Annotated in this window: 29 protein-coding genes and 1 tRNA gene; 20 read left to right on the forward strand and 10 right to left on the reverse strand. The window is 46.0% G+C overall.

What is annotated here, in order from left to right; genetic code table 11:
- Positions 1–58 precede the first annotated feature (58 nt).
- Positions 59–586: a thioredoxin family protein gene (locus MHI21_RS09705; RefSeq protein ID WP_013309735.1), complete on the reverse strand. Its 528-nt coding sequence runs from the start codon at positions 584–586 to the stop codon at positions 59–61.
- A 163-nt stretch (positions 587–749) separates the two neighbouring features.
- Here MHI21_RS09705 and MHI21_RS09710 point away from each other — a divergent pair, with 163 nt between their 5' ends.
- Both MHI21_RS09710 and MHI21_RS09715 read left to right on the forward strand, forming a co-directional pair.
- Positions 750–2,414 carry an RsmB/NOP family class I SAM-dependent RNA methyltransferase gene (locus tag MHI21_RS09710; protein WP_341161785.1) on the forward strand — a complete coding sequence of 555 codons (1,665 nt, stop codon included), beginning with the start codon at positions 750–752 and terminating at the stop codon, positions 2,412–2,414.
- Complete coding sequence (locus tag MHI21_RS09715) at positions 2,411–3,193, forward strand: pseudouridine synthase (RefSeq protein WP_209947963.1); 783 nt, start codon at positions 2,411–2,413, stop codon at positions 3,191–3,193. The genes MHI21_RS09710 and MHI21_RS09715 overlap by 4 nt, the downstream gene beginning before the upstream one ends.
- Positions 3,194–3,318: 125 nt before the next feature.
- Here MHI21_RS09715 and MHI21_RS09720 read toward each other — a convergent pair whose 3' ends face one another.
- Positions 3,319–4,500, reverse strand: coding sequence for a GGDEF domain-containing protein (locus tag MHI21_RS09720; protein WP_209947965.1), 1,182 nt, complete (start codon positions 4,498–4,500; stop codon positions 3,319–3,321).
- Positions 4,501–4,706: 206 nt separating this feature from the next.
- Between MHI21_RS09720 and MHI21_RS09725 the strand changes: the two genes are divergently transcribed.
- Positions 4,707–5,831 carry a glycosyltransferase family 4 protein gene (locus tag MHI21_RS09725; protein WP_209947967.1) on the forward strand — a complete coding sequence of 375 codons (1,125 nt, stop codon included), beginning with the start codon at positions 4,707–4,709 and terminating at the stop codon, positions 5,829–5,831.
- Here MHI21_RS09725 and MHI21_RS09730 read toward each other — a convergent pair.
- Positions 5,828–6,934: a membrane protein gene (locus MHI21_RS09730; RefSeq protein WP_028542811.1), complete on the reverse strand. Its 1,107-nt coding sequence runs from the start codon at positions 6,932–6,934 to the stop codon at positions 5,828–5,830. The genes MHI21_RS09725 and MHI21_RS09730 overlap by 4 nt on opposite strands.
- Before the next feature lie 140 nt (positions 6,935–7,074).
- On the opposite strand from MHI21_RS09730, the gene MHI21_RS09735 reads away from it, so the two are divergent.
- From MHI21_RS09735 to MHI21_RS09755, 5 genes are all read left to right on the forward strand, one after another.
- Positions 7,075–7,680 carry a DedA family protein gene (locus tag MHI21_RS09735; RefSeq protein WP_235308041.1) on the forward strand — a complete coding sequence of 202 codons (606 nt, stop codon included), beginning with the start codon at positions 7,075–7,077 and terminating at the stop codon, positions 7,678–7,680.
- Positions 7,681–7,764: 84 nt separating this feature from the next.
- Positions 7,765–8,337 (forward strand): xanthine phosphoribosyltransferase, encoded by a 573-nt coding sequence (locus tag MHI21_RS09740; RefSeq protein ID WP_013309742.1) that lies wholly within the window; start codon positions 7,765–7,767, stop codon positions 8,335–8,337.
- 101 nt (positions 8,338–8,438) lie between these two features.
- Entirely contained in the window at positions 8,439–8,783 is a 345-nt protein-coding gene (locus MHI21_RS09745) for a hypothetical protein (protein ID WP_007429850.1), read from the forward strand.
- 140 nt (positions 8,784–8,923) lie between these two features.
- Positions 8,924–9,145 carry a hypothetical protein gene (locus tag MHI21_RS09750; protein WP_061828588.1) on the forward strand — a complete coding sequence of 74 codons (222 nt, stop codon included), beginning with the start codon at positions 8,924–8,926 and terminating at the stop codon, positions 9,143–9,145.
- A 118-nt stretch (positions 9,146–9,263) separates the two neighbouring features.
- Positions 9,264–9,593 (forward strand): carboxymuconolactone decarboxylase family protein, encoded by a 330-nt coding sequence (locus MHI21_RS09755; RefSeq protein ID WP_013309744.1) that lies wholly within the window; start codon positions 9,264–9,266, stop codon positions 9,591–9,593.
- A 140-nt stretch (positions 9,594–9,733) separates the two neighbouring features.
- On the opposite strand, the gene MHI21_RS09760 is transcribed toward MHI21_RS09755, so the two are convergent.
- Positions 9,734–10,270, reverse strand: coding sequence for a hypothetical protein (locus tag MHI21_RS09760; protein WP_342419916.1), 537 nt, complete (start codon positions 10,268–10,270; stop codon positions 9,734–9,736).
- Positions 10,271–10,492: 222 nt separating this feature from the next.
- On the opposite strand from MHI21_RS09760, the gene MHI21_RS09765 reads away from it, so the two are divergent.
- The 3 genes from MHI21_RS09765 to MHI21_RS09775 all read left to right on the forward strand — a co-directional run bounded on the left by MHI21_RS09765 (position 10,493) and on the right by MHI21_RS09775 (position 12,328).
- A tRNA-Leu gene (locus tag MHI21_RS09765) sits at positions 10,493–10,577 on the forward strand.
- A gap of 177 nt (positions 10,578–10,754) precedes the next feature.
- On the forward strand, positions 10,755–11,267 hold the full coding sequence (gene msrA, locus MHI21_RS09770) for a peptide-methionine (S)-S-oxide reductase MsrA (protein WP_342419917.1): 513 nt from the start codon (positions 10,755–10,757) through the stop codon (positions 11,265–11,267).
- A 125-nt stretch (positions 11,268–11,392) separates the two neighbouring features.
- Entirely contained in the window at positions 11,393–12,328 is a 936-nt protein-coding gene (locus MHI21_RS09775) for a divergent polysaccharide deacetylase family protein (RefSeq protein ID WP_341161781.1), read from the forward strand.
- Here MHI21_RS09775 and MHI21_RS09780 read toward each other — a convergent pair.
- Entirely contained in the window at positions 12,303–13,064 is a 762-nt protein-coding gene (locus MHI21_RS09780; RefSeq protein WP_342419918.1) for an N-acetylmuramoyl-L-alanine amidase, read from the reverse strand. The two genes, MHI21_RS09775 and MHI21_RS09780, sit on opposite strands and share 26 nt — an antisense overlap.
- 289 nt (positions 13,065–13,353) lie before the next feature.
- Here MHI21_RS09780 and MHI21_RS09785 point away from each other — a divergent pair, with 289 nt between their 5' ends.
- Positions 13,354–13,545 (forward strand): YqzE family protein, encoded by a 192-nt coding sequence (locus MHI21_RS09785; protein ID WP_029516735.1) that lies wholly within the window; start codon positions 13,354–13,356, stop codon positions 13,543–13,545.
- 96 nt (positions 13,546–13,641) lie between these two features.
- Here MHI21_RS09785 and MHI21_RS09790 read toward each other — a convergent pair whose 3' ends face one another.
- The 4 genes from MHI21_RS09790 to MHI21_RS09805 all read right to left on the reverse strand — a co-directional run bounded on the left by MHI21_RS09790 (position 13,642) and on the right by MHI21_RS09805 (position 18,698).
- Positions 13,642–14,697, reverse strand: a complete 1,056-nt coding sequence (locus tag MHI21_RS09790) for a hypothetical protein (RefSeq protein ID WP_342419919.1) — start codon at positions 14,695–14,697, stop codon at positions 13,642–13,644.
- Between the two features lie 258 nt (positions 14,698–14,955).
- Complete coding sequence (locus MHI21_RS09795; protein ID WP_328802330.1) at positions 14,956–15,906, reverse strand: YqhG family protein; 951 nt, start codon at positions 15,904–15,906, stop codon at positions 14,956–14,958.
- A gap of 1 nt (position 15,907) precedes the next feature.
- A complete protein-coding gene (locus tag MHI21_RS09800) occupies positions 15,908–17,722 on the reverse strand; it encodes an SNF2-related protein (protein ID WP_342419920.1) in 1,815 nt (604 codons plus the stop codon).
- A 136-nt stretch (positions 17,723–17,858) separates the two neighbouring features.
- Positions 17,859–18,698, reverse strand: coding sequence for a helix-turn-helix transcriptional regulator (locus MHI21_RS09805; protein ID WP_103047982.1), 840 nt, complete (start codon positions 18,696–18,698; stop codon positions 17,859–17,861).
- A gap of 163 nt (positions 18,699–18,861) precedes the next feature.
- Between MHI21_RS09805 and fabF the strand changes: the two genes are divergently transcribed.
- The 4 genes from fabF to MHI21_RS09825 all read left to right on the forward strand — a co-directional run bounded on the left by fabF (position 18,862) and on the right by MHI21_RS09825 (position 22,569).
- Complete coding sequence (fabF, locus tag MHI21_RS09810) at positions 18,862–20,100, forward strand: beta-ketoacyl-ACP synthase II (RefSeq protein WP_341161777.1); 1,239 nt, start codon at positions 18,862–18,864, stop codon at positions 20,098–20,100.
- 141 nt (positions 20,101–20,241) lie between these two features.
- Positions 20,242–20,748: a GNAT family N-acetyltransferase gene (locus MHI21_RS09815; RefSeq protein WP_342419921.1), complete on the forward strand. Its 507-nt coding sequence runs from the start codon at positions 20,242–20,244 to the stop codon at positions 20,746–20,748.
- A gap of 20 nt (positions 20,749–20,768) precedes the next feature.
- Positions 20,769–21,722: a YafY family protein gene (locus tag MHI21_RS09820; protein ID WP_061828692.1), complete on the forward strand. Its 954-nt coding sequence runs from the start codon at positions 20,769–20,771 to the stop codon at positions 21,720–21,722.
- Between the two features lie 106 nt (positions 21,723–21,828).
- On the forward strand, positions 21,829–22,569 hold the full coding sequence (locus MHI21_RS09825) for a zinc ribbon domain-containing protein (RefSeq protein ID WP_342419922.1): 741 nt from the start codon (positions 21,829–21,831) through the stop codon (positions 22,567–22,569).
- An 84-nt stretch (positions 22,570–22,653) separates the two neighbouring features.
- Here MHI21_RS09825 and MHI21_RS09830 read toward each other — a convergent pair whose 3' ends face one another.
- Positions 22,654–23,889 (reverse strand): MFS transporter, encoded by a 1,236-nt coding sequence (locus MHI21_RS09830; RefSeq protein ID WP_342419923.1) that lies wholly within the window; start codon positions 23,887–23,889, stop codon positions 22,654–22,656.
- Positions 23,890–24,084: 195 nt separating this feature from the next.
- On the opposite strand from MHI21_RS09830, the gene MHI21_RS09835 reads away from it, so the two are divergent.
- The 4 genes from MHI21_RS09835 (at position 24,085) to MHI21_RS09850 (ending at position 26,458) form a co-directional block, all read left to right on the forward strand.
- Positions 24,085–24,666 (forward strand): TetR/AcrR family transcriptional regulator, encoded by a 582-nt coding sequence (locus MHI21_RS09835; protein WP_069291646.1) that lies wholly within the window; start codon positions 24,085–24,087, stop codon positions 24,664–24,666.
- Positions 24,667–24,746: 80 nt separating this feature from the next.
- Positions 24,747–25,478 (forward strand): SDR family oxidoreductase, encoded by a 732-nt coding sequence (locus MHI21_RS09840; RefSeq protein WP_342419924.1) that lies wholly within the window; start codon positions 24,747–24,749, stop codon positions 25,476–25,478.
- Between the two features lie 53 nt (positions 25,479–25,531).
- Entirely contained in the window at positions 25,532–25,861 is a 330-nt protein-coding gene (locus MHI21_RS09845) for a macro domain-containing protein (RefSeq protein ID WP_342419925.1), read from the forward strand.
- Between the two features lie 36 nt (positions 25,862–25,897).
- The gene (locus MHI21_RS09850) at positions 25,898–26,458 is read left to right on the forward strand and encodes a GrpB family protein (protein ID WP_254325893.1); all 561 of its coding nucleotides are present in this window, start codon (positions 25,898–25,900) and stop codon (positions 26,456–26,458) included.
- Positions 26,459–26,632 lie beyond the last annotated feature (174 nt).

Below are 26,632 nucleotides of genomic sequence, written 5' to 3' on the forward strand. Positions count from 1 at the left end.
CCCGATCCGTTTCATAAGGATCGGGCTGCTTTATCGTTTCAGGTGTGTGAACGTTTGACTAGGAGGTTACGTTCTTTTTATATTTCTCAAAGAAGGCTTTGAAATCGTCGAGTGTGTACCCATTGTCCGAAGGACTTTCCTTCAACCCGCCTACCATACGTTCCTTTTCCACGCCTTTTTCGTAATAAATGAGCGTAGGGGTATACTCAATCTTATACTTGTCCCAGCCATCCTCATACTCACGCAGGTTAAATTCGTGCATCGTAATGTTCTCCTGCTTGCTCAAAGGCAAGAGCTTAGGGGTAGTGGCGCGGCAATGCACACAGTCGGACGCGAAATGATAGACGAAGAAGTTTTCCTTTTTGTCAATTTTACTCTGTAGATCTTCCGGCTTAATAATTTGCTGATAGTTCGGGTCATTTAACAGCTCTTGAGTAGCAGGATTTAACGAGGCTGTGGAAACGCCATACAGCTTGTTTTTAGTGCCTGAATTTAAAGCGAGCAGCACTCCAAGCAAAATGACCAGCACAACAAAAAAGCCGATGACAGGTATAAGCTTTTTTTTGTTGGATTTTTGTGCGTTCAATGCAATCTCTCCTATCAAAATTCAAAATATGTAGCTATGAATCTCATTATTATACAACATTACAGATTGTAGTGAAAGTTCGTAAATCACACCGATATTGCAGGATAACAGGTTGAATATGGTACAATAAAATTTATTTTAAAAGGACAGGATGATTACGATTATGGGTGTACAGCTCCCCACAGCATTTGTAAAGCGCATGGAGCAACTGCTCGGCGACGAATTTGAAGCATTTATGACCGCCTACGACCACACGCCCCATGCCGGGATTCGCGTCAATACGTTAAAAATTTCGGTGGAGGACTTTAAGGAACGTTCTCCGTTCGAACTGCGGCCAATTCCATGGTGTGCCACGGGTTTTTACATTCCGCACGGTACGAAGCCGGGGTTACATCCTTACTACCATGCGGGACTGTACTATATACAGGAACCGAGTGCAATGTCTCCGGTTGAACTGCTCAATGTAGCTCAAGATGAAGCTGTATTGGACTTGTGCGCTGCACCGGGCGGGAAATCGACCCAAATAGCGGCCAAACTACAAGGAAGCGGCGTATTGGTGACTAATGATATTAGCGCGGACCGAACCAAAGTGTTGGCTAAAAATGTGGAATTGTACGGTGTGCGTAATGCCGTGGTACTGAATGAAAGCCCGGATCGAATCGCCGATGCCTTTCCTCATTTTTTTGACAAGATACTAATTGACGCACCTTGCTCGGGAGAAGGTATGTTCCGCAAAGATGAGGATATGGCAAAACAATGGGAAACGCATTCGGTGGATAAATGTGTAGTCATGCAACGGGACATTTTGCGTGTAGCGGCCTCGATGCTGAGCACAGGAGGGAGAATTGTCTATTCGACCTGCACCTTTGCGCCAGAAGAAAATGAAGGAATGATCGCAGAATTTCTGGAGGCTCATCCCGATTTTGACGTAGTCCCTGTTCCGTCGGAGGCAGGTTTTGCACCAGGCCACCCGGAATGGATGAGTGAAGAGGTCGCGGCATCACATCCCGAACTGCGGGGAACAGCACGCCTTTGGCCGCATCTCGTAGAGGGAGAAGGCCATTTTATCGCTGTGTTGCAACACCAAGGTGGTCGTGTCACTGGAACTGAAGATCACACTGAATCCGGGGATTTGACTCCATTTGAGGGCAAGAATGACAGGGCATTGAACATAGATGCAGCGTATCCACGGAAAAAGCAGTTTTTGTCCGTCAAGGAAGCACTGACGCCAAGCGGTCAAGGAAGACATGCGACTGGTGAGCCTAAACGAAGTGGAAAAGGAATGGACGGGAAGTCCGGTAAAGGAAAGTCCGCGCGCGGCTTGGGTGGCAATAAGTCTCGTTCTGGCAAAGAGAATGTAAAATCCGCTGCACGCTCCCCACAAGATGTACTGGAGTCCTATCACCAATTTGTGAAGGATCAGCTGGAGGTGTCCTTTACAGGCTATACGGTGGTCTATGGAGATCGTATTTATCAGTCGCCATTGGCATCCCATCGTTTGGACGGCCTTAAGGTGGTGCGACCAGGCTGGTTTATGGGTACCGACAAGAATGGTCGCTTTGTGCCTTCACACCCGTTGGCGGTGGCATTACGCCCTTCAGAAACGGCTAGAAGCATCAATCTCTCCAGTTCAGATGCTGAGGCCATCCGGTATTTAAAAGGGGAGACCTTGTCCATCCCCGTTGAGAGAATGGCACTGCGGAACGAAGTCCAGCCCAAAGGCTATACTCTCGTGTGCATTGATGGTTATTCGGCTGGGTGGGGCAAATGGCAGGACGGCATGCTCAAAAATGAATACCCTACAGGTTGGAGGTGGACATCGGTATGAGTGGAAAAGGGAGACAAACGCAACGTTTGGATAAAGTTTTAACCCATATGGGATATGGTTCCCGTAGTGATATCAAGCGACAGGTGAAGCAAGGGATGATCACAGTAAACGGGAGGATCACCAAGGATAACGGCTTACAGGTTCATCCATACCAGGATCAGATTGAAGTGAACGGGGAACGTGTTGTTTTTCGGGAGTATATTTACATCATGCTGCACAAGCCACCGGGCGTTATATCTGCAACTGAAGATACGAGGGAGCGGACGGTGCTGGATTTGCTGAGCGCGGAGGAACGACACTTTGAGCCTTTTCCAGTAGGACGCTTAGACAAAGATACAGAAGGGCTATTGTTGTTGACCAACGATGGTAAGCTAGCGCACGAACTACTTTCTCCACGGCGGCATGTCCCTAAAACATATGAGGCTACCGTATCGGGGCATGTCACGGAGGAGGACATTCATCAATTTACAGCAGGAGTGGAACTGGATGATGGGTATGTTACACTTCCCGCGCAGTTGACCATTCTTCGCCACGAACATCCGCACCAGGCAGATGGAGAAGTCATTTCCTATATTTCGCTTGTAATCCATGAGGGAAAGTTTCATCAAGTGAAGCGTATGTTCGAAGCGGTTGGTAAAAAGGTGACCTATTTAAAAAGAATAGCTATGGGGCCATTAAAGCTGGATGAACAGCTTCCACTGGGCAGCTATCGAGAGCTGACTAGTGAAGAACTGGCATGGATCGGCCGGGATATAGCATCTGCAACGTCAGAAGTTTGATGGGCAGATTAAATATAAATGACGCACAGGCTCTTGTGAAATTCCTGTGCGTCATTTTATGATATAGACAACCAGACAGAGAATTATTCAAACTCAACGTTCAACACTGGATCGCAGTTTACGAATTATTGTGCGCGTGCTGCCCGACTCTTTTTCACTTCAGCTGCTGTATAAGCTGTAACCTTGTTTTTACCTGTCGTTTTGGATATGTACATCGCTTGATCGGCCTGCTTGACCAGTTCATCCGGGTTCATTTCCTTCTTCACTGTACTGTGTCCGACACTGATGGTGACAATGCTTTCTTCCGCGACCCGCTCGCGGATACGTTCTGCGACATGTCCAACCTTGGCACGTCGATCTACAACCATTGCGACCAGTTCCTCGCCACCGTATCGTCCGGTCAGTCCGATTTCATCCAGTTCATCCTCCATAATCTGTGCCACCTGTTTGAGTACTTCATCCGCACGAGCATGGCCTTGCGTATCATTCAGCTTTTTGAAATTGTCAATATCGCAAAAAATGACCGACACGCGGATTCCTTGATCCATATATCGCCGTAGTCGTCCCGAAAAATATTTACGGTTATATAGCCCTGTCAGGCCATCGGTGATGGAAGAACGGTAAATCCTTTGGAGCAGCTCCACAATCCGTTCAAACAGGATGAGGAATAACGTAGTGTAGTACAGCAATGGTAAAAATGACATATATAGGACTGTGTTTGATCTTCCAGCTTCTTCAGGGATGTCATTTCGCAGCCACAAATAGCCGAGCCAGAGCAAATACATGGATAAGCCCGCTACATACTTCTTTGGCTGTCCGATTCGTGGGGTGATGAACACAAGGCTCAGTATAAGTACCAGTACTCGATAAAACAGAGTGAACCCAACTAGTTTCGCTGCGCTGATCCAAGCGGGCAACAAACCTGCAGTCCAGGCAATAACCGGCAATATCAATAACGCACCCAGCAGCAGCAAGGTCCATGTCTGCGCACGTTTCAGCTTCCGGTAGAGTTGAAATACGGCGGCATTGATGAGCACGAAGGCAGACGCCTCCAGCACATTTTTCCACACGATTCCTTGGAGTTGCATCTTGCCTCCACCTGCTGAATAGAGATTCATGGCTTCATATGTCATAATAATAATAGCGGCAACCGAAAAAAGGATATAGGCTTTTTTTCGTTGTCTGCTATATATGATCACGCACATCAGTGCCATCATGAGTATAATATACAAACCGCAGGCTGCACTTACGGCCCCGGCCAGAGATGGGAAACCCAAGGTTCCCGATAAGGACAACAACGTCAACATCACCGACTCCATTTGCAAAAATAGTCAATCTATTGAACGGTTGATATCGTTCCGATACAATAGACAGGATTTATCCTATTTAAAATGTTATAATTTTCTTTTGTGACTAACATTTATTCTCAATATATCATCTTTCAGAAAATCCGGAAACCTATACATACAATCTGTGATCCGGGCAGTTTAATGCTTGAAAGGGGAAGCACGTCATGAAATTGCTACAGGCTCTCTTTTTCCCACCCGAGCAACCGGGAGGCGTTTCATCCATGATTCCATATCTGCAAGAGCGATTTACATCCCCCCGTTGGGAAATGGAGCTATTTTCAATCCCTAAACGGATTCGTAACAAGGGTAGGGACGAAGTAACTTTTGACACCTTTGACTGGACGAGATATGAACAATATCCAATCGTTCAAAAATATATTCAGACGTACCGTGACTATTTATGGTGGACACGGCTTCGTATTCAGAAGCCCTATGACCTCATTCATGCTCATCATCCGATTGCGGGAATCGCCATGAAAACTGTTTTTCCTGACATTCCGCTCGTACAGACGATTCACTCTTCCTATGAGAAGGAGTTAATTCTAAACGGGAAAATAGAGGAGAACGGGCCTGAACACCAATTCTTGGTGTCACTGTATGGGGAAATGGAGCAGAAGGCGGATCGTCTGATAGCGGTATCTCATTCTTTTCAGCATTACTTAACTCCTTACGTTCAGAATCCGCAAGACATTGCAGTCATTCCGAATGGATATGATGAGAAGCGCTTCAAACCCATTCCACACGAAAATGAAGTGACACAGCTCATAACCGTTTGTCGCCTTGTTCCGGCGAAAGGACTGGATATTTTATTGGGAGCCTGTGCTGAACTTAAAAAAAGAAATCTGGATTTTGTGCTTCATATTATTGGAGACGGCCCGGTTCGCCCTGAGCTGGAAGAGATGGCGCGACAGCTCGATATATACCATGAGACGATTTTTTATGGATATACCCTTCATCCAGAAGAGTTTATGCCTTTCTTTGATGTATTTGTCTTGCCTTCTCGGGCGGAGGCCTTTGGTTCGGTATTTGCGGAAGCAGCGTTAAGTTGCCTGGCATTGGTAGGTACAGAAGTGGGAGGAATACCGGAGCAGATTGAAGATGGGGTAAATGGTCTGCTCGTGCCACCCGACAATCCGAGGGCACTGGCAGACGCATTAGAAAAGGTCATTGCTGACCCTGCCTATCGTTATGAGCTGGCTAGATCTGCCTGCGATAAAGCTAAATCAAGCTATTCTTTAAGTCGGGCGGTTAACGAGTTGAAGAAAATGTATTTGAAATTTCCACATTAACCATGACGAGTACCACCTGGTTTGGAATCGGAATGCCGAAAGCTGGAGCGAGGACGTGAGGAACGGAAAGGTCTCCTGCGTCCTGCTATGATCAGTTTGCTAACCCACATCAGACTGAGCATTCCGAAAATAGGATAAAGGACAGATAACAGTGAACTGAAGCCGAACTGACTGATTAAAAAACAGGTGAGCATAATGAATAGTGTGATGAGCTTGGGCGAAATTTGGACATGCTGACGAATTTGCAGACTGACTCCATAAATGTCGGCTACAAAGGTACTGAAGATTTCCATGAAAATGAGTAGAATGTATATGATTTCGACAAAGGCACCCAGACGGTAAGCAATGCTTCCCATAGGGATTTCAAATTGCTGAATACCTGGCATATGTGCTGACATGGCAAAGTGTGCAGCCATTAGCATAAACCCGACACCAACTCCGCCCAAAACTCCTCCCCAGCGGATGGTTCTTCGGGAAAAGGTTTGGCTGCCAAGTGGTACAAGCACGGCTTGGGCCATAGTTAGGTTAAAGGACGTGTACAGCAGTGGAGAGAGCAAGGTTCGAAATGTACTGTGATCTGTCGTGTTCGTAATAAAACTCTGAGGATTGGGCATGGAGAGCGTGCTGTGAACGAGCAGAAGAGACATGATGATCATCAGAGGGACAACCACGGTGTTCATGTGCAAGATGGCCTTAATGCCTTTACTTAGCAGCAAATAAGTACCAATCAGTGTAATAAGCAGTCCGGTTTGGTAATGCAGGTGAAGGTGCTCTACAAAAACAGAGCCGGCTCCTGCCAGCATGACGCTGTTTACGCCAATCAACACGATGAGTGTGAACCAGCTAATCCATTTCCCGGCATTGGCACCAAAAAGATGTTTGTTCAGGTCCTCGTAGGATTTGGCTGAAATATCATGAGCGATCAGCATCATTTTCGTACCCAACCATACAAATATGATTGTGGATAGCATAATAGTGAGTGTAGCCCAACGACCATACTGCGTAAAAAATTGCAGAATTTCTTGTCCGGTAGCAAATCCGGCACCGACGATTGTACCGATGTATGTAAAAGCAATTTGAAAAACATGAATATTACGTTTCATCTCCAGTCCCTCCTTGCCTGCTTGAATAACGCTGCAGCGAGCATATAATACAAACTATGTTCAACTGAAATAGGACATGACTGGATGAGACTGAAAATAATTAAAGTGAATTAATGAATAGCTTGACGGGAGCGTAATTTATGGGTCAAATCCTTGCATGGATACTGGAATACGGATATTTGGCAATGTTCGGCTTGCTTGCACTTGGAGTAGCGGGTATGCCGATACCCGACGAAGTGCTAATGATCGCCTTCGGCGGGCTCGTGTCTCAAGGGCACTACAACTTCATTGCTGCACTGGCAGTCACATTTTTCGGTAGTATGACGGGTATGATGCTTAGCTACACATTGGGGCGTCTGCTGGGCAAACCACTTTTGCATCGATACGGAAAATGGGTGAGGCTTACGCCTTCTAGGATTGCCTCTTCTGAAAATTGGTTTGGGCGCTATGGTACCTGGGGAATCCTGTTCGGATATTTTGTCCCCGGCTTGAGACATGTATCCTCATATCTGGCAGGTACAACCCGTTTAGGCGTTTTCCGCTATATCAGTTATGCATCAGCAGGAGCTTTGCTGTGGTGCGGTACATTTTTGGGGATTGGACATGCGGTGGGCATGCATTGGGAGCAGGTGGCGAAGCTAATGGAGAAGGTGACGCATCAGGTAGGGCTGGTCGTTATTCTTTTAATCGTTGCGGGAGGAATCACCGCATGGTTCTGGAACAAGCGTAAAAAAAATGTCACATGACCGCATGGAAAGCAGCTATAGCTTGAAAGCGGCGGGTGAAGTATGGTACTTTTACCGCATAGGATTGCCGTGGGAGGTCATGTAATGGAAGTATTAAAGAAACGAATTTTAAATGAAGGCGTGATTGCATCAGATCAGGTGCTGAAGCTGGATGGTTTGCTTAATCACCAGGTTGATCCAGAACTGACAATGGCAATGGGACGAGAGTTCGCAGCCCGTTTCCGAGAAGAGAAGATTACCAGAGTAGTGACCGTGGAGTCCTCAGGCATTGCCATCGGGTTTGCGACAGCATTGGAATTGGGTGTACCGTTGGTATTTGCTCGTCGTAAAAAGACCCTATTAGCTGATCCAGACGCGCTGTGTGAACGCGTACCTTCGTTTACAAAAGGTATTGTTACGGATATTATGCTGTCTCGTCAATTTATTCACGAAGATGACCGTGTTCTGTTCATTGATGATATTATTGCTAATGGTGATGCGGCGCGAGGTATGGTTAAAATCATTCAACGCTCTGGAGCGGAGTTGGTTGGATTTGGTGTCGCGGTGGAAAAAAGCTTTCAGGCCGGAGCGAGAACCATCCGTGAGCAGGGTATTCGTGTAGAGTCATTGGTCAAAATTTCGTCGTTAGCTGACGGCAAGATTGAGTTTGCTGAATAGTAACAATTCAAAACTCCTGATCCTTATTTCTAATAATAACCTTTGCATGAGCTTCAATTTCGCTTATAATATAGATAAGGTTTTGGAGAGGAGGCAGCAACATGGGGAAAGAACAATTGACCGAACAGTTTTTTCTGGAAAAACTGGCAGCGGCTAAAGTACACTTTGAGCGTGCCTTGGATTGTAAGCATACGGAATTCGACGATTTGTATCCCTATATGATTGAACATCCTCAGTTTTTTTGGTATAAACGCTATGTGGCCTGGTCTGAGTTGTTGACGTTGGTTAACCTATGCGAAGAATTGTCCTTCTCTTGGAAAGAAGAATTTACTGCTCACCAAGTGGAGTATGTAGATCAGCGAGTGTTGTCTGCACAAGTGCTGGACTTCTGGTATGAGAAGAACGATACAAAAGAACATGATCACAGTGTGAATCAGTCGGGATAATTTGTCGCTCTGTTGGCAATCCATATAAGTAGTAAGAGAGAAGAGACCTAAATGATTCGTTTAGGTCTCTTTTTAAACTTTTTTCATGTATATAGAACCATGATCGTTATGTTAAAAAAGTGAATAAGGAGGGGACAAGGATGATTATGGACGAAGAATTGGATGCTTATCGACTCTCCGGTGAAAAGGTGCGTGTCGTACGCGATGGATTGGAGTCCAACGATGTTGTGGGCATTGTACTGGCATGGGATGAGGAACAGGTGCTTATTCGTCGCCAGAATCGACGTGTGGTCAAATTGGATCGCAGCTATACATACCAGTCGTTCAGCGAGCCGCGTCACAATCCGATAGATCTGGATTAGGAATGGGTTCTCAAATGGGTGTTGGATAAAAATAACTGGGTGATTCATTAGGCATACAGAAACTCTAAATCGGACACAGTAATGAAGGAAAATCCAACAGAGAGGACGTGCTGTGTCAATGACGGTTATGGACGAAAAAGTACATGCATACAAGGATCAAATCAGCCATTTGGAAGATCAGTTGCCCGAGGTAGTTCATGCATATCATCGTTTTACCGGAGAGTGCTTTCAAGCCGGCAGCTTAGATGAGAAAACCAAGCAACTGATTGCGCTAGGCATTGGCTTATTTGCCAACAATGAGGTATGCACGTTTTATCACGTGGACGAGGCGCGGTCCAAAGGAGCCAGTGATCAGGAAATTATGGAGACCATTGCTGTAGCCGCAGCAGTAGGTGGAGGACATGCTCTAAGCCAAGGGGTAACGCGTGTACAGAAGGCGTTGCAATAAGGCGAATCATTAATTGATGTGCTTATACTTCGTCATAGCGGTTATAGATCGATTTGGATATATGATGAATATGGAAAGGAGCTTCCGCGCACACTTGGTGTCTGCGGAAGCTTTTCTTTTGCGTGTTGGTTGTGCGGGGATTATGCTCTTCTGCTTGCGGCAAAAGCAGCAGGGCGAGACATTTTACGCTTATAAGCCAAAGAGGATGTAACCAAACTTCGTTCAACGATGCGTAGAGGTTTGGATGTTGTATTGTTTGGTAATTCGGGGCGATGTTTCTCTAGTAAAGGAAGGGCAGCTGTATGGGGCATAGAGGTTGAGAGCCCGAGATATGCTCGCATCCGCTCATACATTTCTTTGCGGAATGCTGGCATTGCCATACTGAACTGCTCTTTATTGCCTTTACTTATATAGGTGGCGTGAACGCCGGAGTGGTTTTGTTGTATGTCCAGAACATGAATGTGATATTTATTAAATTCATGTTTTATTTCAGACAGCAGGATCCCGGTACGATCTACACCTGCGTTAACCATTTCGACATAAAGACCAGGGGTTTTCAGCATACCGCTTTCTTCAAGAATTAGGCTGTCCCGCTCAAATACTTTTTGAATAAAGGTAAGGAGTAGATAACTTTTCACAAGAGACCATTCATGCTGAGTAGTATCTGAAGAGATCATAACCATTCACCGCCTTAGGAAAATGTGATGATAATTCATAACCGAATGAAGAAAAGGAACCTTCGTTTATGAGAACTTATGTTCTTATTTTAGTTTATTATTCCTTTTTTATCAAGAGGAAAATAACAAATATAAAAGGTTTGACATCTTGATATGAGCATGGTATGATCTATCTTGTCGCTAAGAAAGATTAATCTTTCGAGGATAAACGACAACTTATATGCGGTCGTGGCGGAATTGGCAGACGCGCACGGTTCAGGTCCGTGTGGGCTAACCCCCCGTGGAGGTTCGAGTCCTCTCGACCGCATCTATCAGAAAAGGTCTATAGAATTGCTCTCGTAGCAGTTTTAGAGACCTTTTTCTTATATTTCCAGGGATTTGCTCATAGTTTAAGCTGAACACGTTTCTTGTCTTCCCGCAAACTATGGATTTCCAGATATGATAGAAAATTTTAAGATGAAGTTATTGAAAGGTTGGATGTAAGATGGAGAAAGCGACTTTTGCAGGTGGATGCTTCTGGTGTATGGTGACTCCGTTTGAAGAACAGCCGGGCATTCATGGCATTGTGTCAGGATACACTGGAGGAACGATCGCCGATCCGACCTACGAGCAGGTTAAAACAGGAACTACAGGTCACTACGAGGTGGTGCAGATTACTTTTGAGCCTGAGCTGTTTCCTTATGAAAAGCTGCTCGAATTATATTGGCCGCAAACAGATCCTACCGACGGGGAAGGTCAATTTCAGGACCGGGGTACACAGTATAAACCCGCAATTTTTTATCATACAGAGCAGCAACGTGAGCTTGCACAACAGTCCAAGGAGCAGTTGGCACAAAGTGGACGCTTTGATAAGCCAATTGTAACGGAGATTCTTCCTGCTTCGATTTTTTATCCTGCAGAGGATTATCATCAGGATTACCACAAGAAAAACGTGAAGCACTATAAGGAAGATCGGGTCCAATCAGGTCGTGATGAATTTATTGATAAGAACTGGTAAGCGGCTTTAACATACGTTTCTACGCACGATAAGGCAGATCAGGGATTATTCCATGGATCTGCCTTATACATATTTAGACGACGTTACTCACACAATGAAGGGACAGAGAAGGAGGCTGACCTGCAATGAGTACACGACGGAAGCTGCACATGAGAAATATAATAAAAAAGGCTTTAAAGGAATCTCGCGCTCGGAAAGAGCCAGCTTATGTACCTGTATTCCATTCAAGCTCCAAAATGCGAAGAACCGTAGTACTCTGTATTTCGGTATGCATGTTATTCATGGTCTGTAGTACTGGTGTTGCAGAAGCAATAGACAAACAGGACGAGCCGCAAAAGATGGTTGCTGTCATTATTGACGATCTGGGAAACAATATGAAAGGAACTGAGCAAATTTTAAATTTACCCGTTAAGATTACCGTTGCTGTGATGCCCTTCCTGCCTACAACCAAGCAGGACGCTATGGAAGCGCATAAGCGCGGTCATGATGTCATCGTCCATCTTCCAATGGAGCCAAAGCAGGGGAAGCCCGAATGGCTTGGGCCTGGAGCAATTAAGGCTAATATGACGGATGAAGAAGTACGTGCGAAGGTGACAGCAGCCATTAAGGATGTTCCTTATGCGATAGGGATGAACAACCACATGGGTTCAAAGGTCACTTCGGATAAGCGCATTATGTCCATTGTTCTTGATGTTTGTAAGGAGCATGGACTATTTTTTGTCGATAGCCGTACTAATTATTGGTCAGTGGTCCCTGAGCTTGCCGCTAAAAAGGGAATGCCACCAGTACGAAATGATGTTTTTCTGGATGATGTCCATAACCTCGCCCATGTGAATCGGCAACTTACAAAAGTGGTTGAATGGCTGGATGAGCACAACACCTGCGTAACGATTGGGCACGTCGGCGTGTCTGGTATGTACACATCCTCCGCTCTTCATTCGTCGGTTCCCAAGCTAAAGGAGCACGCCAAATTTGTGGGTATTAGCGATTTGGTACGAGCTGTATGGGGATGGACGGGAGACCCAGCCACCAACACTACCATGCCGTCAGATGCGCAATAATGCCTTCGGCAATAGCTTCGGCAATGCTTTTTTGACCACGATCCTCGGAAAGTATAGCTCTGTCCTGTTCGTTACTGATAAATCCAGTTTCTACAATTACAGCAGGATGCTGAATTTTATTCAAAAGATAAAAGGGCTTTCCGTACATTGTTTTTCTATTCATGCAAAATAAGCGGTTTAATGAATGCTGAATCCGTTCAGCTAACAGATAGCTGCTGCCTTCATCCTGATACAGTACAATGGGTCCCCGTTTTTCGGCACGTTTGTTCCAATTGACATGCAGGCTTACAACCAAAGCGGTGGGCAATTGTTCTGTTAAGCTTTTCCGTTGGGCGAGGTCTTTAAGGTGCCGGGATTTGGACTGCAGCCAACGGTTGTCGTCACTCAGTGCGTAGTCCTTGTCCCGATTCAGGACAGCAGGATATCCCTGGGAGCGTAAAATCAAGTACAGCTTTTGAGCAATGGCAAGATTGATATCTTTTTCCAAAATTCCTTTGTGACTTGTTCCACCATCCACACCGCCATGGCCTACATCAATCAGGACAACGGGCTTGGCAAAAGCGTGATAGGACGAATGTACGTTGGATGGACTATCTATATACTTGTTCGGTTCGTTACTTTTCTCGTCGGGCTGAGCAGCTATATAGGTAAATGGGGCGAATACAGCACTGCAAAGGATGCATAGACTGAACCCCAAGCATGTCAGCCATATTTTGTTTAACTTTTTTTTTCTCACATTCTATTCCTCCAGTGGACGAATTGATTATTTACTGAAAAACCATGCATAACAGGTATCAAACCTAAAGCAGCGTAGCTGCCTTCAATATGACAATTAGCCTTGGGGTAACTGTTATATTGAAGATAGTATGTTCCATTTAAGGGAAACCATGCATAGTTATTTCCACAGGGGTTAGACCTTTTGGAAAATGAGCAAGCTAGTTTTATCTGCACCTAACGTGTGAATCCGATATTTCCAAGCAATGTAAATGGAAATAATAGGCGCAGATTGGAGGAGGTTATGGAGGATGGCGAAAAGTGACGAACTGGTGACGTATATTACGCAGCGGATTGTTCGCTATATGGAAACGCCGCGTGATGTTCGGCGCAGTCAAAAACAAGCCAGAGAGCCGTGGGGGAGCAAATGGTTTGGCATGTTGCCTCTCGCTCTGAAAATGTGGATGAAATCCACACGCAGAGGGCGAAGGGAGCGACATTAAACTCGCCAAAGAGACCACAAGAGGCATAGGGTATGCCATTTGAGGTCTCTTTTTATGTTGTAGGGATCATTCCGATCTTTTCGTGTTTCTTAATAACTAGGAGTCCAAACGATAAAATTCGCCAGCTGACAATAACTGTTTTAATGGTACAAATCGGGAAAGTCCATGATGGTAGGTTAACGCATATAAATTGGGCTGGGACGGATGATCTGGGGATATCCAGGACTGATACCCACTGATGGATAAGGGACCTCCAAAGGCAAAATTGATACCTGTGGCAGAAAATATAATACGCGGTGAAATACTCAGTGTATCCATAAATTGGGCTGTGTTACGGACAAAAAGTTTTTGCTTGGGTTGAAGCCAACCCAGATCGTCATAGGGATCGAAAGGAGCAGACGAGACCGTAACTGCTTGCGCCTGTGTTTTCAAAAAGGGTACAGATGAAGAGAACACGTTGTTTTGGAGCTTATGTTTCCAACTCCCATCTGCCACTTCTTCAGGTAACGGATCGCCAGTTACAGCATCAATACATATTTCGCTGCCTGTAGAGGAACGCACCAGCCAGTAGGCTAGTAGCGGTTCCTCATACATAGGTGTGATTTGCAGCTTGTCGATAGATGAAAGATCGGTTTCTGTGAGCGACACCAGAGATTGGCGAAGTATATCCATACTATAAGGTCCACCCGGACCATTCCCATATTCGTTGAGTTGATATGCGCCATTTGAGTCTGATCCGATAATCAGGTAGCCGATGTATTCTCCCGCACGGTTTACTTGAACAAGCCAACTATGGGTTCCAGGTCCGAGCGGATGATAGCTAAGCTCAGCATCTTTCCACGAGGCAAAAGGGGGCTGCGACGATAGGGATTGTACCATGTTGTCTACAGTCTGTTTTACGTCTGCGGGCACGCCTTGCACCTCAGTAGGAAAACTTGCTGAAACGTCACCCGGGGAAGGAGTAGCAGGACTCGTGGAGTTCAATGGAGGAACCCGGGAGCTTTTGTTGTAGAGAGACACCAAGTTTAAATTGTTGCCTTGAGCGATTGAGGGAGCCGCATGAATGGAAGCGAACGGACAGACTGCGGACAGGCCGATCAGAACAGCTGCGATCATACCTATGCTATAGTGCCCGGAATGATTCTTCTTCAATGAAATCCACCTTTCTGTCGGCTTGATTGCCCGACGGAGGCATTCTTTTTATACAGCATACAGCCTGTCCGATAAAAAGACTGCTGCACCTTGTCGGCGCAAATGTCGTATCCAGGTTCGCTTTTTGCTGTCGATACATAGGAGACATGTTTAACCAAACTTGTGGTTACAGCAGCGGAAACTGATGTAGGCTGAAGCAAGATGTTACAAGCTGACGATACCTCTGCAACTCTCCTGCGAAGGAGCAAGAGATATCGGTTACCGCAGATGAAATATCCCGCAGTTAATGGCGGATACGAGTACCTTGGGCTCATATTGCCATACCATCTCTTTACGGCGGGCTTGATGCTGCTCTGATATGGCTTCTTTTTTATCCTCTTCCTCTTTCTGCTCCTTGATTAGATCATCATAGTAGTGGTCAATAACCTCCAATTCCTCGCGCAATCGTTCCTTCGCCTGCTCAGCCCAATCATAATCTTGCTGACGGAGCTGTTCGGTGAGGTAGCTTTCAAGCGAGCTAGAAGCTTCAGGGACAGATAACTCGGCAGGCTGCACATGCATATTACCCGCCAGCAGCGGGCTGAGCTGTCGAGTTTCGAGCATGGCGCCAAAATCGGTTACAATGGTGCCGCTTTTGAGCGAAATACCTAGCCACTGAAGTTCTTCACGCTTCAAATCGCAGGCGAATTCAATCTTATAGCAGATGCTGAGCCAAGCTTCATAGACTACGGGAGAGCGGGCAGACAGCTGACGGGCATCAGGCTGCTCAAACAAATAAACATATTTTCCTCCATCTCGTGCGGCTTCAAAAATTTGATGTAGCCGACGGCTTCCATATCGAAGCTCCTCCTGCAGAATACGTCCAGGTCCCAATTGTGGTAATGTCGGTACATGACCGAAGTAACGCCCCATGACCTGATCTTGTGCTGCGTTGCCTGATGCTGGAGTTGGGGGCGTATGATCTGCTAAACGTTCCTGTTCTGTGCGATAGGCTTCCCCATCAAAGATGAAAGTGAAGGACATCGTCTGCGCTGGAACGCCAGTACGCTCTACGTATCCCCAATAGTAGGGCCGGTTTGTTAAGGCTTTATCCGCTTCTGGAGAAAGCTTGACGGTTACATGGTGGGGCGACCTCTCAATGACACTGCATCCGGTAGCTTCCAGATAGGTGTGGACAAAACGCTGGACTTGCTGGGCATCCATGGTCAAACTAGCGACCTCCCTTCACACTGCGTCGAGCTTTGCCCGGTGGAACCGTGTTGTCTGCTAGGCCTAATAAATCCTCGGTGTTTGGCTGGTCTGTGCGCAGTTGTTCTATTTCCTGCTTGATGGAATCCAGCGAGTGGCCCAGCTTTTGCATTTTTTTGCGAATTTCATCATCGCTACTGGATTCAAGCATGATCTTATACAGACTTTTTTCAATGGATTCTTTTTTCTCAAACTTCTCAAGAATAACGTCCAATCCGCCAATGACCATCTCAAACATATTTATCTTTTCATGCAGCAGATGCAGGATATGCTCCTCTATCGTTCCGGTTGTGGACAAGTTGAAAATATTAACATCATGCGTCTGTCCAAGCCGATGCACCCGTCCGATCCGCTGCTCCACACGCATGGGATTCCACGGTAAATCGAAGTTAATCATATGGTGACAAAATTGCAGGTTAATGCCTTCACCACCCGCTTCGGTGGCAATCATGACCTGAATGCGCCCACGGAACAGATCCATCATCCAATCCTTGCGTCCACGGTTCATACCGCCTCGATAAGGAACAGCAGATAGGCCACGGTCACGGAAATAGTTCAGCAAATACTCCTGTGTGGCCCGGTATTCTGTAAAAATGATCACTTTTTCGTTCATCTGACGGATAAGCTCGAGCGCTTTTTCTGCTTTGGAATTGGCCTTGATCGCTTTAATATGTGCAACCAAATCCCAGACACGATCGCGTAGGGGAGAGTCTGGGGCCATCTTTTTAGACAAATTGACCAGCGTCACGAACACAGCGTCCCGGCTGCTGCAGACTTCCCGTTGAAGGGTGACGAGAGACAGCATGCTACTTAGATTTCCGCCATTCGCCTGGTATTGCTCTTTGACAAAAGAGGTCACCCCATCGTACAGTGCTTGCTCTTCCGGCGAAAGTTCCAAGTGAATATTGGAAACATTTCGTTTGGTGAATTGAACCGGGCCTTCTCCGCGACGATTGCGGATCATGACTTTAGATAGCTCATCCTTGAGCTGATCTTCATTTTTGGGCAGACGTTTATCTACAACAAAGTTGGCTGAAAAATCGCCATGTCTCCCCAATTGACCGGGCTTGAGCAGTGTAATCAGGTTAAACAGCTCAGACAGATCGTTTTGTACAGGTGTTGCTGTCAGAAGCAAACAATATTTTTTACGCAGCTTCATAATGAACTGGTAGTTGGATGTCTTTTTATTTTTCAGCTTATGAGCCTCGTCTATAATGAGCAGGTCATAATCGGTATCTAGTAGGATGTTACTATGGGGCTCCCGCTTGGCGGTATCCATAGAGGCCACGACGACCTCGGAAGACCAAGAATACGCTTTTTTCTGGGCGACAGCGGGAATACCGAATTTGCTGTTCAGCTCACGCACCCATTGTAGAACCAGAGATGCGGGTACAAGAATAAGCACTTTGGAAGCCAGCCCGCGAACCAGATATTCCTTTAGGATCATTCCAGCTTCGATTGTTTTGCCTAGGCCGACTTCATCGGCAAGAATGGCACGTCCGGACATTTGAAACAGTACCTTTCGAGCGGTATCCAGCTGATGGGGTAGTGGAGTGAGGTCTTGCAAATGCTGTAGACATTGAAGCTCATCAAAGCTTGGCACCAGTTTGACTTTTTCAGCCTCAATGGCCAGCTGATACAGATTCCAATCTCCCCAAGGGCCACCTTTGCGTAGCCGCTGGTCCAGCTCATCCTGCCAGCTTCGATCAAATTGCACCGGAACAGGCAGTGGCGCTTGATTGGGTATGTGCGGGGAACTTGTCGATTTGGCTTTCATGATGATTTCCCTCCCTCCTGGTAGTAGCACAGTTGAAACTCTTGGTTCTGTCACATATGTGGCATCTATTTAGCACAGATCGTAGATGTAGTATGGACGGAAAAAGATATCTTCATAACAGGAGGGATGAAATCCTTTAGCTGCCTTCCATTAACTTTTGGAGTTTACTTTCCGTAGAGGTCTGCGCATTAGGGGTGTAGATGCTGCAACGGAGATCAACACTGCCTTGTACCTGAAGAGAAGTCAGGTCAAATAGCATTTTGCCAGCCTTGGCATGACGAAATTCAATGAGCACCTCCGGCGCGGAGCTTACTTCACTCTGATTCCAAAGCTCGTTAAACTCTGGGTAGGTCTGACTCATATTTTGTATAAATTGTGCATACCAGGGGTCTGTTACGTATTGTCCGTAATAAGCGCGGAAAATTGCAAGGAACCCCTTTACAAAGTGTTCCCAATTCACGGCTAGACTTTTAAACTCCTTTTTGGTGAATAGCAGTTCAATCATATTGCGCTGCTCATGTGGTAGCTCGGCAAAATCCATAAAAACATGAGCAGCAGCGGCGTTCCAACCGACAATATGACAACGCCGATCTGAAATAATAGCAGGGCAGTAGTGTAGCTCTTGTACGATCTTTTGCAGAGAGGGGGAAATGACGGCCTGCTCTGCAGGAACAGGAAGGCTGTGAGACCCGGCCTCGATCGCCAAATCATACAAATATTTGCGCTCGTCTGTGTTCAACTGCAATGCGGCAGCAATAGCATCCAACACAGAGGCGGACACCTTAATATCTCGTCCTTGCTCCAGCCAGGTATACCAGGTCGTACTGACACCTGCCAGCTGAGCGACTTCTTCTCTGCGCAAGCCTGGTGTTCTGCGACGTGATCCTTGGGGGAGACCGACCATATGTGGGTGTAGGCGGGCCCTTTTTGTTTTTAGAAAAACAGATAGTGCTTCCAGACGTGCTTCCGTTTTCATAGGTATTTTCTCTCCATTCAATGGGTATATCCGAAGTGAGCAAATAAGGCGTTTACTATAGTAGTGTTCATTATACCAGGATAAACAAACACTTGTAATAGGATAAGACAAGGGTAAAATGAGGATTATAAGTAAGTCACCGAGCAGGAGGAATGAATAGCTTATGCAAAGAGTAGTGATAACAGGTATGGGTGTCGTTTCCCCACTAGGTAATGAAGTGGACACGTTGTGGAAGAATTTGCTGGAAGGCAATTCAGGTATACGTAAAATTGATACATTCGATGTGTCCGATTTGAAAGCACAAATTGCTGGACTGGTACAGGATTTTGATGCAGAAAAGCAATGGGGACGTAAAGATGCTAGACGAATGGATCGGTTTACTCAGTTTGCATTATATGCGGCAGAACGAGCGCTTAAGGATTCCGGTCTGGAACTGGATCACACCGATTTGGAGCGTGTAGGTGTCTATGTGGGATCGGGAGTCGGCGGTTTGGATACGTTGGTGAACAATGTAGATGTTCTGCTACATCGTGGACCGGGTAGAGTTAGCCCGACGCTGGTACCCATGATGATTTCGAATATGGCAGCTGCTCAAATTAGTATCGCGTTTGGAGCGATGGGACCTACGCTTTCACCCGTGACGGCTTGCTCTATTGGGAATACAGCAATTGGAGAGGCGTTTCGGACGATTCGCACAGGAGATGCGGATGTCATTTTTGCTGGTGGAACTGAAGCGGCGGTGACTAGATTGGCCTTGGCAAGCTTTGCTAATGCGACTGCCTTGTCCACACGTAACGAGGAGCCTTCTATAGCAAGTCGACCTTTTGATCAGGATCGAGACGGCTTTGTCATGAGCGAAGGTGCAGGTATTCTAGTACTGGAGTCACTGGAACACGCTATCCGCCGTGGTGCGGAAATCTATGGTGAGGTCATCGGTTATGGAGCCAGTTCGGATGCTTATCACATGGTTGCACCGCATCCCGAAGGAACCGGAGCTTACTTGGCTATGAAAGCAGCCCTTCATTCGGCCCGCATCTCCCCTGAAGAAGTGGATGTGATTAGCGCCCACGCAACGAGTACGTCTGTCGGGGATGCCGCTGAGACCCTTGCAATCCATAAGCTGTTTGGTGATTATGCCTATCAGATTCCGGTTACTGCGAATAAGTCCATGCTGGGTCATATGCTGGGAGCTGCGGGCGGGGTCGAAGCGATTGCGCTTGTGCAAAGCCTACGGGAGGGCATCATTCCACCAACGATGCATCTGGACAATCCGGACCCGGTTTGCGATCTGGATTATGTGCCTCACGAAGCGCGCAAGGCTCCACTAAATATTGGGCTATCTAATTCTTTCGGCTTCGGTGGTCATAATGCGGTCATTGTGCTGAAGCGCTACGAGTCATAATTTGTAAGGAGTTATTGAAACCTCAGGCATTCTATCCGGCTGGATAGAGCACCTGAGGTTATTTTAATCGAAGAATAACAGATTCATTTTAGATAAGAGATAGAGTAAGATGAAGGAAAACATTCGGAGGGACGGGAAGCCATGGTTTTAATCAGGAACATACAACCAGCAGATGCTGAGGCTTATTGGAATTTGAGACTGGAAGCCCTACAAATGAACCCCGAGGCTTTTGGAACCTCCTATGAGGAAGCCGTACTAGTTCCGCTATCTGATGTGGTGAAGCAGATACAAAATAAACGAGATCATTACATACTTGGTGCATTTACAAAGGATCATCAGCTGGTTGGCATGACCGGGTTTAGAAGAGAGCAGAAAATAAAGACGCAGCATAAGGGAGCAATTTGGGGAGTTTATGTACCATCGACCTATCGAGGCCAGGGGATCGCTAAAAAACTTTTATTGGAAGTTATCACCCAAGGTAGAAAAGTGGAAGGTTTGAAGCAAATCAACCTGAGTGTGGTGACTACCAATCAAGCTGCTGTTGAGCTGTATAGGAAGTTGGGATTTGAAACCTATGGTATAGAAAAGAATGCTTTGGAATATCACGGTCAGGGATATGATGAGGAGTTCATGGTTTATTTTTATTAATGATGAAAGGTTTTGAAAAAATGAAAATTGACCGATTGCTTTCTATCGTCATTTTGCTGCTAAAGAAAAATAGAATACAAGCGAAGGAACTGGCTGATTTATATGAGGTTTCGATCCGGACGATCTATAGAGATATTGAAGCGATTAGTATGGCAGGTATTCCGGTGGTCACTTATCAGGGAGCCAATGGGGGAATCGGTCTGATGGAAGGATACCGCCTGGATCGCAGTATGCTGACGGATCATGATATAAAGGATATCGTGATGGGTTTGCAGAGTTTGTCCTCGTCGTTGGGCGGCCCGAATGTGTCGCGGTTACTTCATAAATTTGAAAGTATTATACCGGAATCTGGGAAAGAACAATTTAGTGTCCATACCACACAGTTTATCGTCGATCATTCGGGATGGGGAAATCGGGCTGCGCAGGAAGGCAAATTGATAAAGGTAAAAGAAGCAATGAGCCAAGCGCGCACTGTCGCCTTTACCTATCGAAATGCGGGGGGAGCCATAACGGAACGGAATGTTGAACCGCATACGCTCGTTCTGAAAGGACAACAATGGTTTGTATATGCATATTGTCCCGATAGGGAGCAGTTTCGTCTATTCAAACTCTCGCGCATGAGTGACCCTGTGGTTACAGAGACAGTTTTTGCTCGCAGGGATCTTTCTTATGAAGTGTTGCCGTGGAATGAGGGGCGGATGGAGGTATCCAGAGCCGTACAACCATTTACGCTACAATTTAACCGTGACTCAAGGCATCTGGCGGAGGACTGGTTTGGCGTAGAAGCATTGACCGAGCAGGAGGAAGGGATCTATACGGTTTCGGTCCCGTTTCCTGAGGATGCATGGGCGTACGGATTTATTTTAAGCCTGGGACCGGATGTGGTTGTCAAAGAACCAGCCCATTTGCGTGACAAGATTCATAAGATGGCGCTGCGTATTGCGTCTAATTATGAAGAAGTTCAGGAATCATAAAGGAAATCTTAGTTAAAGTAAAACAAACCTGACCCATAGTTGTCAGGTTTGTTTCGTTATACTGGTGGCATACCTGATATCAGTTAGCGAAAGGGGATTTACGAGGATGGATAAAGCTTGTCAAAGTTGCGGGATGCCGCTAGAGCATGAGGACCAATATGGAACGGATGCACAACATCAAAAAACGGATGAGTATTGCAAGTATTGTTACAAGGAAGGCGAATTTGTACAGCCTGACTTGACTATGGAGGGAATGATTCAGCAGTGTGTGCCTATCCTGGTAGAGGAGGGGATGCAGGAAGAAGAAGCGACTTCGATGCTGCGCAATTACCTGCCGTATTTAAAACGATGGCGGTCCTCAGAGGATACGGGGCTTACACTGGATGGACCCATTCGAAAGGAATATCGAGGTGATATCCGTTTGATTGGACTGAAAGCACGTACAAGTAATCAGAATGAACAAACATCTCACGGGATCATTCCAAACATGTGGGAACGTTTTTGGAGTGAGGATGTGCCTGGTCGGATAAAGGAAAAAGCAGGACATGCTTCTGTCTATGGTTGCTATACTGACTATGAAAACGGAGCTTTGGGCGAGTATACGTTTTTTATCGGGAAGGAAGCGGCCGTAGATTTCCAAACTCCTGATGACCTTGAAGAACTTGTCATCCCGGCTGCACGCTACGCCATTTTTCAGGCAACTCAGGAACCCTCTTCTGTCTTCCGTGTATGGCAGACGATCTGGGAGTGGGCTGCCACGGGACAAGGGGAGCGGACATACACAGGTGATTTTGAAGTGTATGGCAGTCCTGATGGACCTGTTTTGATTTATATTGCAATCAAGTGATGATTTTGTTGTGACAGAAGAGAACCGCCGGTCATTGTCGTGGACCCGGCGGTTTTTCTGATTCAATCAATAGTAGTCTCCCCTTCAAGTTGAACGTCGAGTTAAAGCCCAAAAGATGAGAGCCAGAGCACTGACACCAGCTCCTAATAGACACACCCCGTTCCATCCGGCATAGATGTACATATGAGTGGAAGCAATGGCCCCGGTGGCGCTACCAATGGAATAAAATATCATGTAGCCTGCAGTAAGTCGGCTCCGTGCCTCAGGGCGCACATTGAAAATCAAGCTTTGGTTGGTGACATGTACAGCCTGTACCGCCAAGTCCAAAAGAATGACGCCAAGAACTAAAGCGAACAGAGAATGCTCGGTGTAGCGGATAGGTAACCAGGACAGCAGCAACACAACTAGTGCGATACCCGTCGTCCGTTGTCCCAAGCCCTGATCGGCAAGACGCCCTGCTCGTGCTGCTGCTAATGCCCCGGCGACTCCAGCCAGACCAAAGGCCCCGATAGCAGTATGTGAAAGAGACAATGGGGGTGCACTGAGAGGTAACACAAGCGAAGTCCACAATATGCTGAACGCCGTAAAAATGAGCAATGCAAGGACAGCACGAATACGCAGAATTCGTTCTTGCAAGAATAGTACGATAACCGATCGGAGCAGTTGCGGATAGGAAAGTGTCGCACTTGTGGGTTCGTTCTTTGGCAACACCCGCAACAGAGCTCCAGCCATAAACAGCGTAAGTATAGCAGAAACAAGGTAAACTGAACGCCAGCCTGCCAGATCAGTTAATACACCGGCCACGGTTCGTGCCAGCAGAATGCCGATAACGACTCCACTGGTCACCAGACCTACGATACGCCCACGTTCAGTTGGATTAGCCAAGCTAGAGGCGAAAGCCACGAGTGTTTGAGTGACTACAGCCAGCAGACCAACCATTGCCATTCCCATAAGCAGTATTGTACGGGTAGGAGCAAAGATAACCACGATTAGTGCCAGCACGGATAGCAGCATTTGCCCTGTAATCAGTCGCCGTCGGTTCAAAAGATCGCCAAGCGGGACGAGCAGCAATAATCCCAACGCATAACAAATTTGCGTGATAGTAATGACCATGCCTACCGATGAGTGCGTAATGCCAAATTCGTTTGCCAGCGCATCCAGCAATGGCTGTGCATAGTAAATATTAGCGACAGCCAGCCCGCAGGCTATGGCAAACAAGAGTGCCACAGATCGGGACAGGGAGGGAATGGGGGCTGTTTCGGCAGCATTTGCTACCGTTTGATGAGGGAGGAGTACCGCTTTTTCTTCTGACGTCTTCATTTTCACATACCACGTCGCTTTCTGTAATTTACATACCGTTGAGTATAATATACCGATTGGTATGTAATGATTTTAGGTCAATATAACTCGTGTATATATGAAATGTCAAGAGTTCATCATGTACATATTTGACAGTTTCTTATCGTGATCATACAATCTTAATATAACGAACGATATGAAAAGAAGGAGCTGCTTATGGTTCGACCACGGGAATTTGATGAAGATCAAGCGTTGGATGCAGCGATGCGAATTTTTTGGGAAAAGGGATTCGAGGCTACATCTTTAAGTGATTTAACCTCCAAAATGGGAATTCAGCGCCCTAGCATTTACGCTGCCTTTGGAGACAAGAAGCAATTATTCGAAGCTGCGCTGCGCAAATATACGCAATCCCACGCTGCTTATGTACGCTCTAGACTACAAAGCAATTCTTCTGTAAAAGAAGCGTTTTACAATTTTTTTGGAGGAGTCGTGGCAGAAGAGTACGAGGATGGGCCTAATAGAGGATGCTTTTGTATTAATACGATGGTAGAATTAGCCCCTCATGATGAGAAATTTGAGATTTTAACCAGAGAACATCAGATGTATCTTTCTGCCGTCTTTCAGGAAACCCTCGAGCGTGGTATAAGATCAGGAGAGCTGGAGGCTAGCATGGACGCACGAGCTCTGGCCCATACGATGGTCTCTTTGTTAATTGGGATTACCGTGATGATGAAGTCGCGCCCAGAGCGTTCTTTTGTGGATCATTCGGTTGCGACTGCACTTATGTTACTGAAGTAAGTTTCTTTCATATAGCTGATAGTACTTGAGAGAGGTATTTTGAGTAAAACTATATACCGAACGAGAGAGGGGTTTCTTCATTGCTTAATAAAATGAAAGTTATTATAACAGGAGCTGCTTCCGGCATTGGAAAGGAAATTACTCAGCAATGTCTAAAGGAAGGCGCAAGTGTTATTGCGTGTGATATGAATAAACGTTCTTTAAACGAACTTGAGGCTGAACTGAATTCACCAAGTTTGTACACCTATCTGATAGATATAAGTAACTATACGGAAGTAACTGATTTTTTTACATACATTAAGGGAGAACACCCGGACATAACAGCTTTAGTCAATAATGCAGGTGTTTATAGAGGAAAGAATATACTCGACTATGGTATGGAAGAAATAGAGAAGGTGCTGGACATAAATATTAAGGGATGTGTATATTTCTCGCAATTTTTTGGAAAGTTCATGATTGAGAAGAAGCATCAGGGAATTATCGTAAATATGTCTTCTGTTTCTGGAATGGAAGGAAGCTCAGATGCGATCTATGGATTATCAAAAGCTGCAATATTGGGCTTTACTAAAAGCTGTGCCATGAATTTTTCACCTTATATAAGAGTTAATGCTGTGGCACCAACGATGGTAAGTACTCCAATGATGGATCATATTCCTGATTGGAGAAAGGAGGAATATACAAATCATCAGCTAATTCCTGAGCCTTTAAAAGCAGAAGATGTTGCTTATACTGTCCTGTTTCTGCTATCGAAAAGATCCAGGCATTATACGGGAGCGACCTTTGATATTAATAATGGGTGTTATCTAAGATGATTTTTTACGAGAGGAGGAGGATTAATGAATACCCAAATTGAACTTAGATAAACGTGAATGTTATTCATACCGTCGGCCCTGTGTGGAATGGTGGCGACCATCGGGAAGAGGAGCTATTGGCGAAATGCTACCATAATGCACTCCAATTAGCTTTAAAACTGAATGCACGAAGCATTGCCTTTCCGAATATCAGCACAGGCATCTACCGTTTCCCGAAAGAAAAGGCGGCGGATATTGCTATACAGGAAGTGACACGTTTTGTACGTGAACATGCGGTTTTGAATGAGATTATTTTTGTTTGTTTTGATGCGGAAAATGCTCAGTTATACACCCGTAAGTTACAAGATGGTGTTAAGGATATTAAAAAAGATACAGTTGAATAAAAGAATACATGAGTAGAAATTAGGGGGGGATCATGAATGCATGAGGAGCAAAACCAGGAACATTGGCCAGTGTGGGCTACGGAGCCTGTAAAAATAGTGAATCCTGATCCTGCCTGGTCAGAGCAGGGCTTAAAGATCATTTACCAGTTGCGGGAGTTATTACTGCCGTTTAAGGTGACGGAAATCGAACATATAGGAAGCACGGCAATTCCCAATCTTTCCGCTAAGCCCATTATTGACATAATGGCAAAATTAGAATCATGGGATCAACTGGAACAGATCGTGTCTGCTTTACAACCAGCAGGCTGGAACTATGTTCCGCCTGAATTGGACGGTCGGGAATGGAGAAGATTTTTGGTTAAAGTGGAACAGGATCAAAGAAAGGGACATCTGCATCTCATACTGAAATCTGATGAGCATTGGGATCGGCAGCTGTTGTTTCGGAACCGACTTCGTGAACAGCCTGAGCTGATTCAGCAATATGATGTATTAAAAAGGCGGCTGGCGATGGAAAATCAGCATGATCGTGAAGCGTACACGGAGGCCAAGACTGATTTTGTGCAAAACGTTCTGAATACCGGACATCCTAAAGATTAGGATGTCCGGACTCCCGGGTGCTTTCCGACCAAGCGCCGAAATCTCCAACATTTGTTATTGCCGTGTAGGGGAATGGCCAGAAGGCTTGCCAGCACACCAGAAAAAGCTTATTCAGAAGCTGCTACGGTAGTGTTTATCCAGTGTTCATATTCATTTTATGATAGGAAAAATCGC

This window comes from Paenibacillus sp. FSL H8-0168 (assembly GCF_038592955.1).
In the GTDB taxonomy this organism is placed as follows: Bacteria; Bacillota; Bacilli; order Paenibacillales; family Paenibacillaceae; genus Paenibacillus; species Paenibacillus polymyxa_B.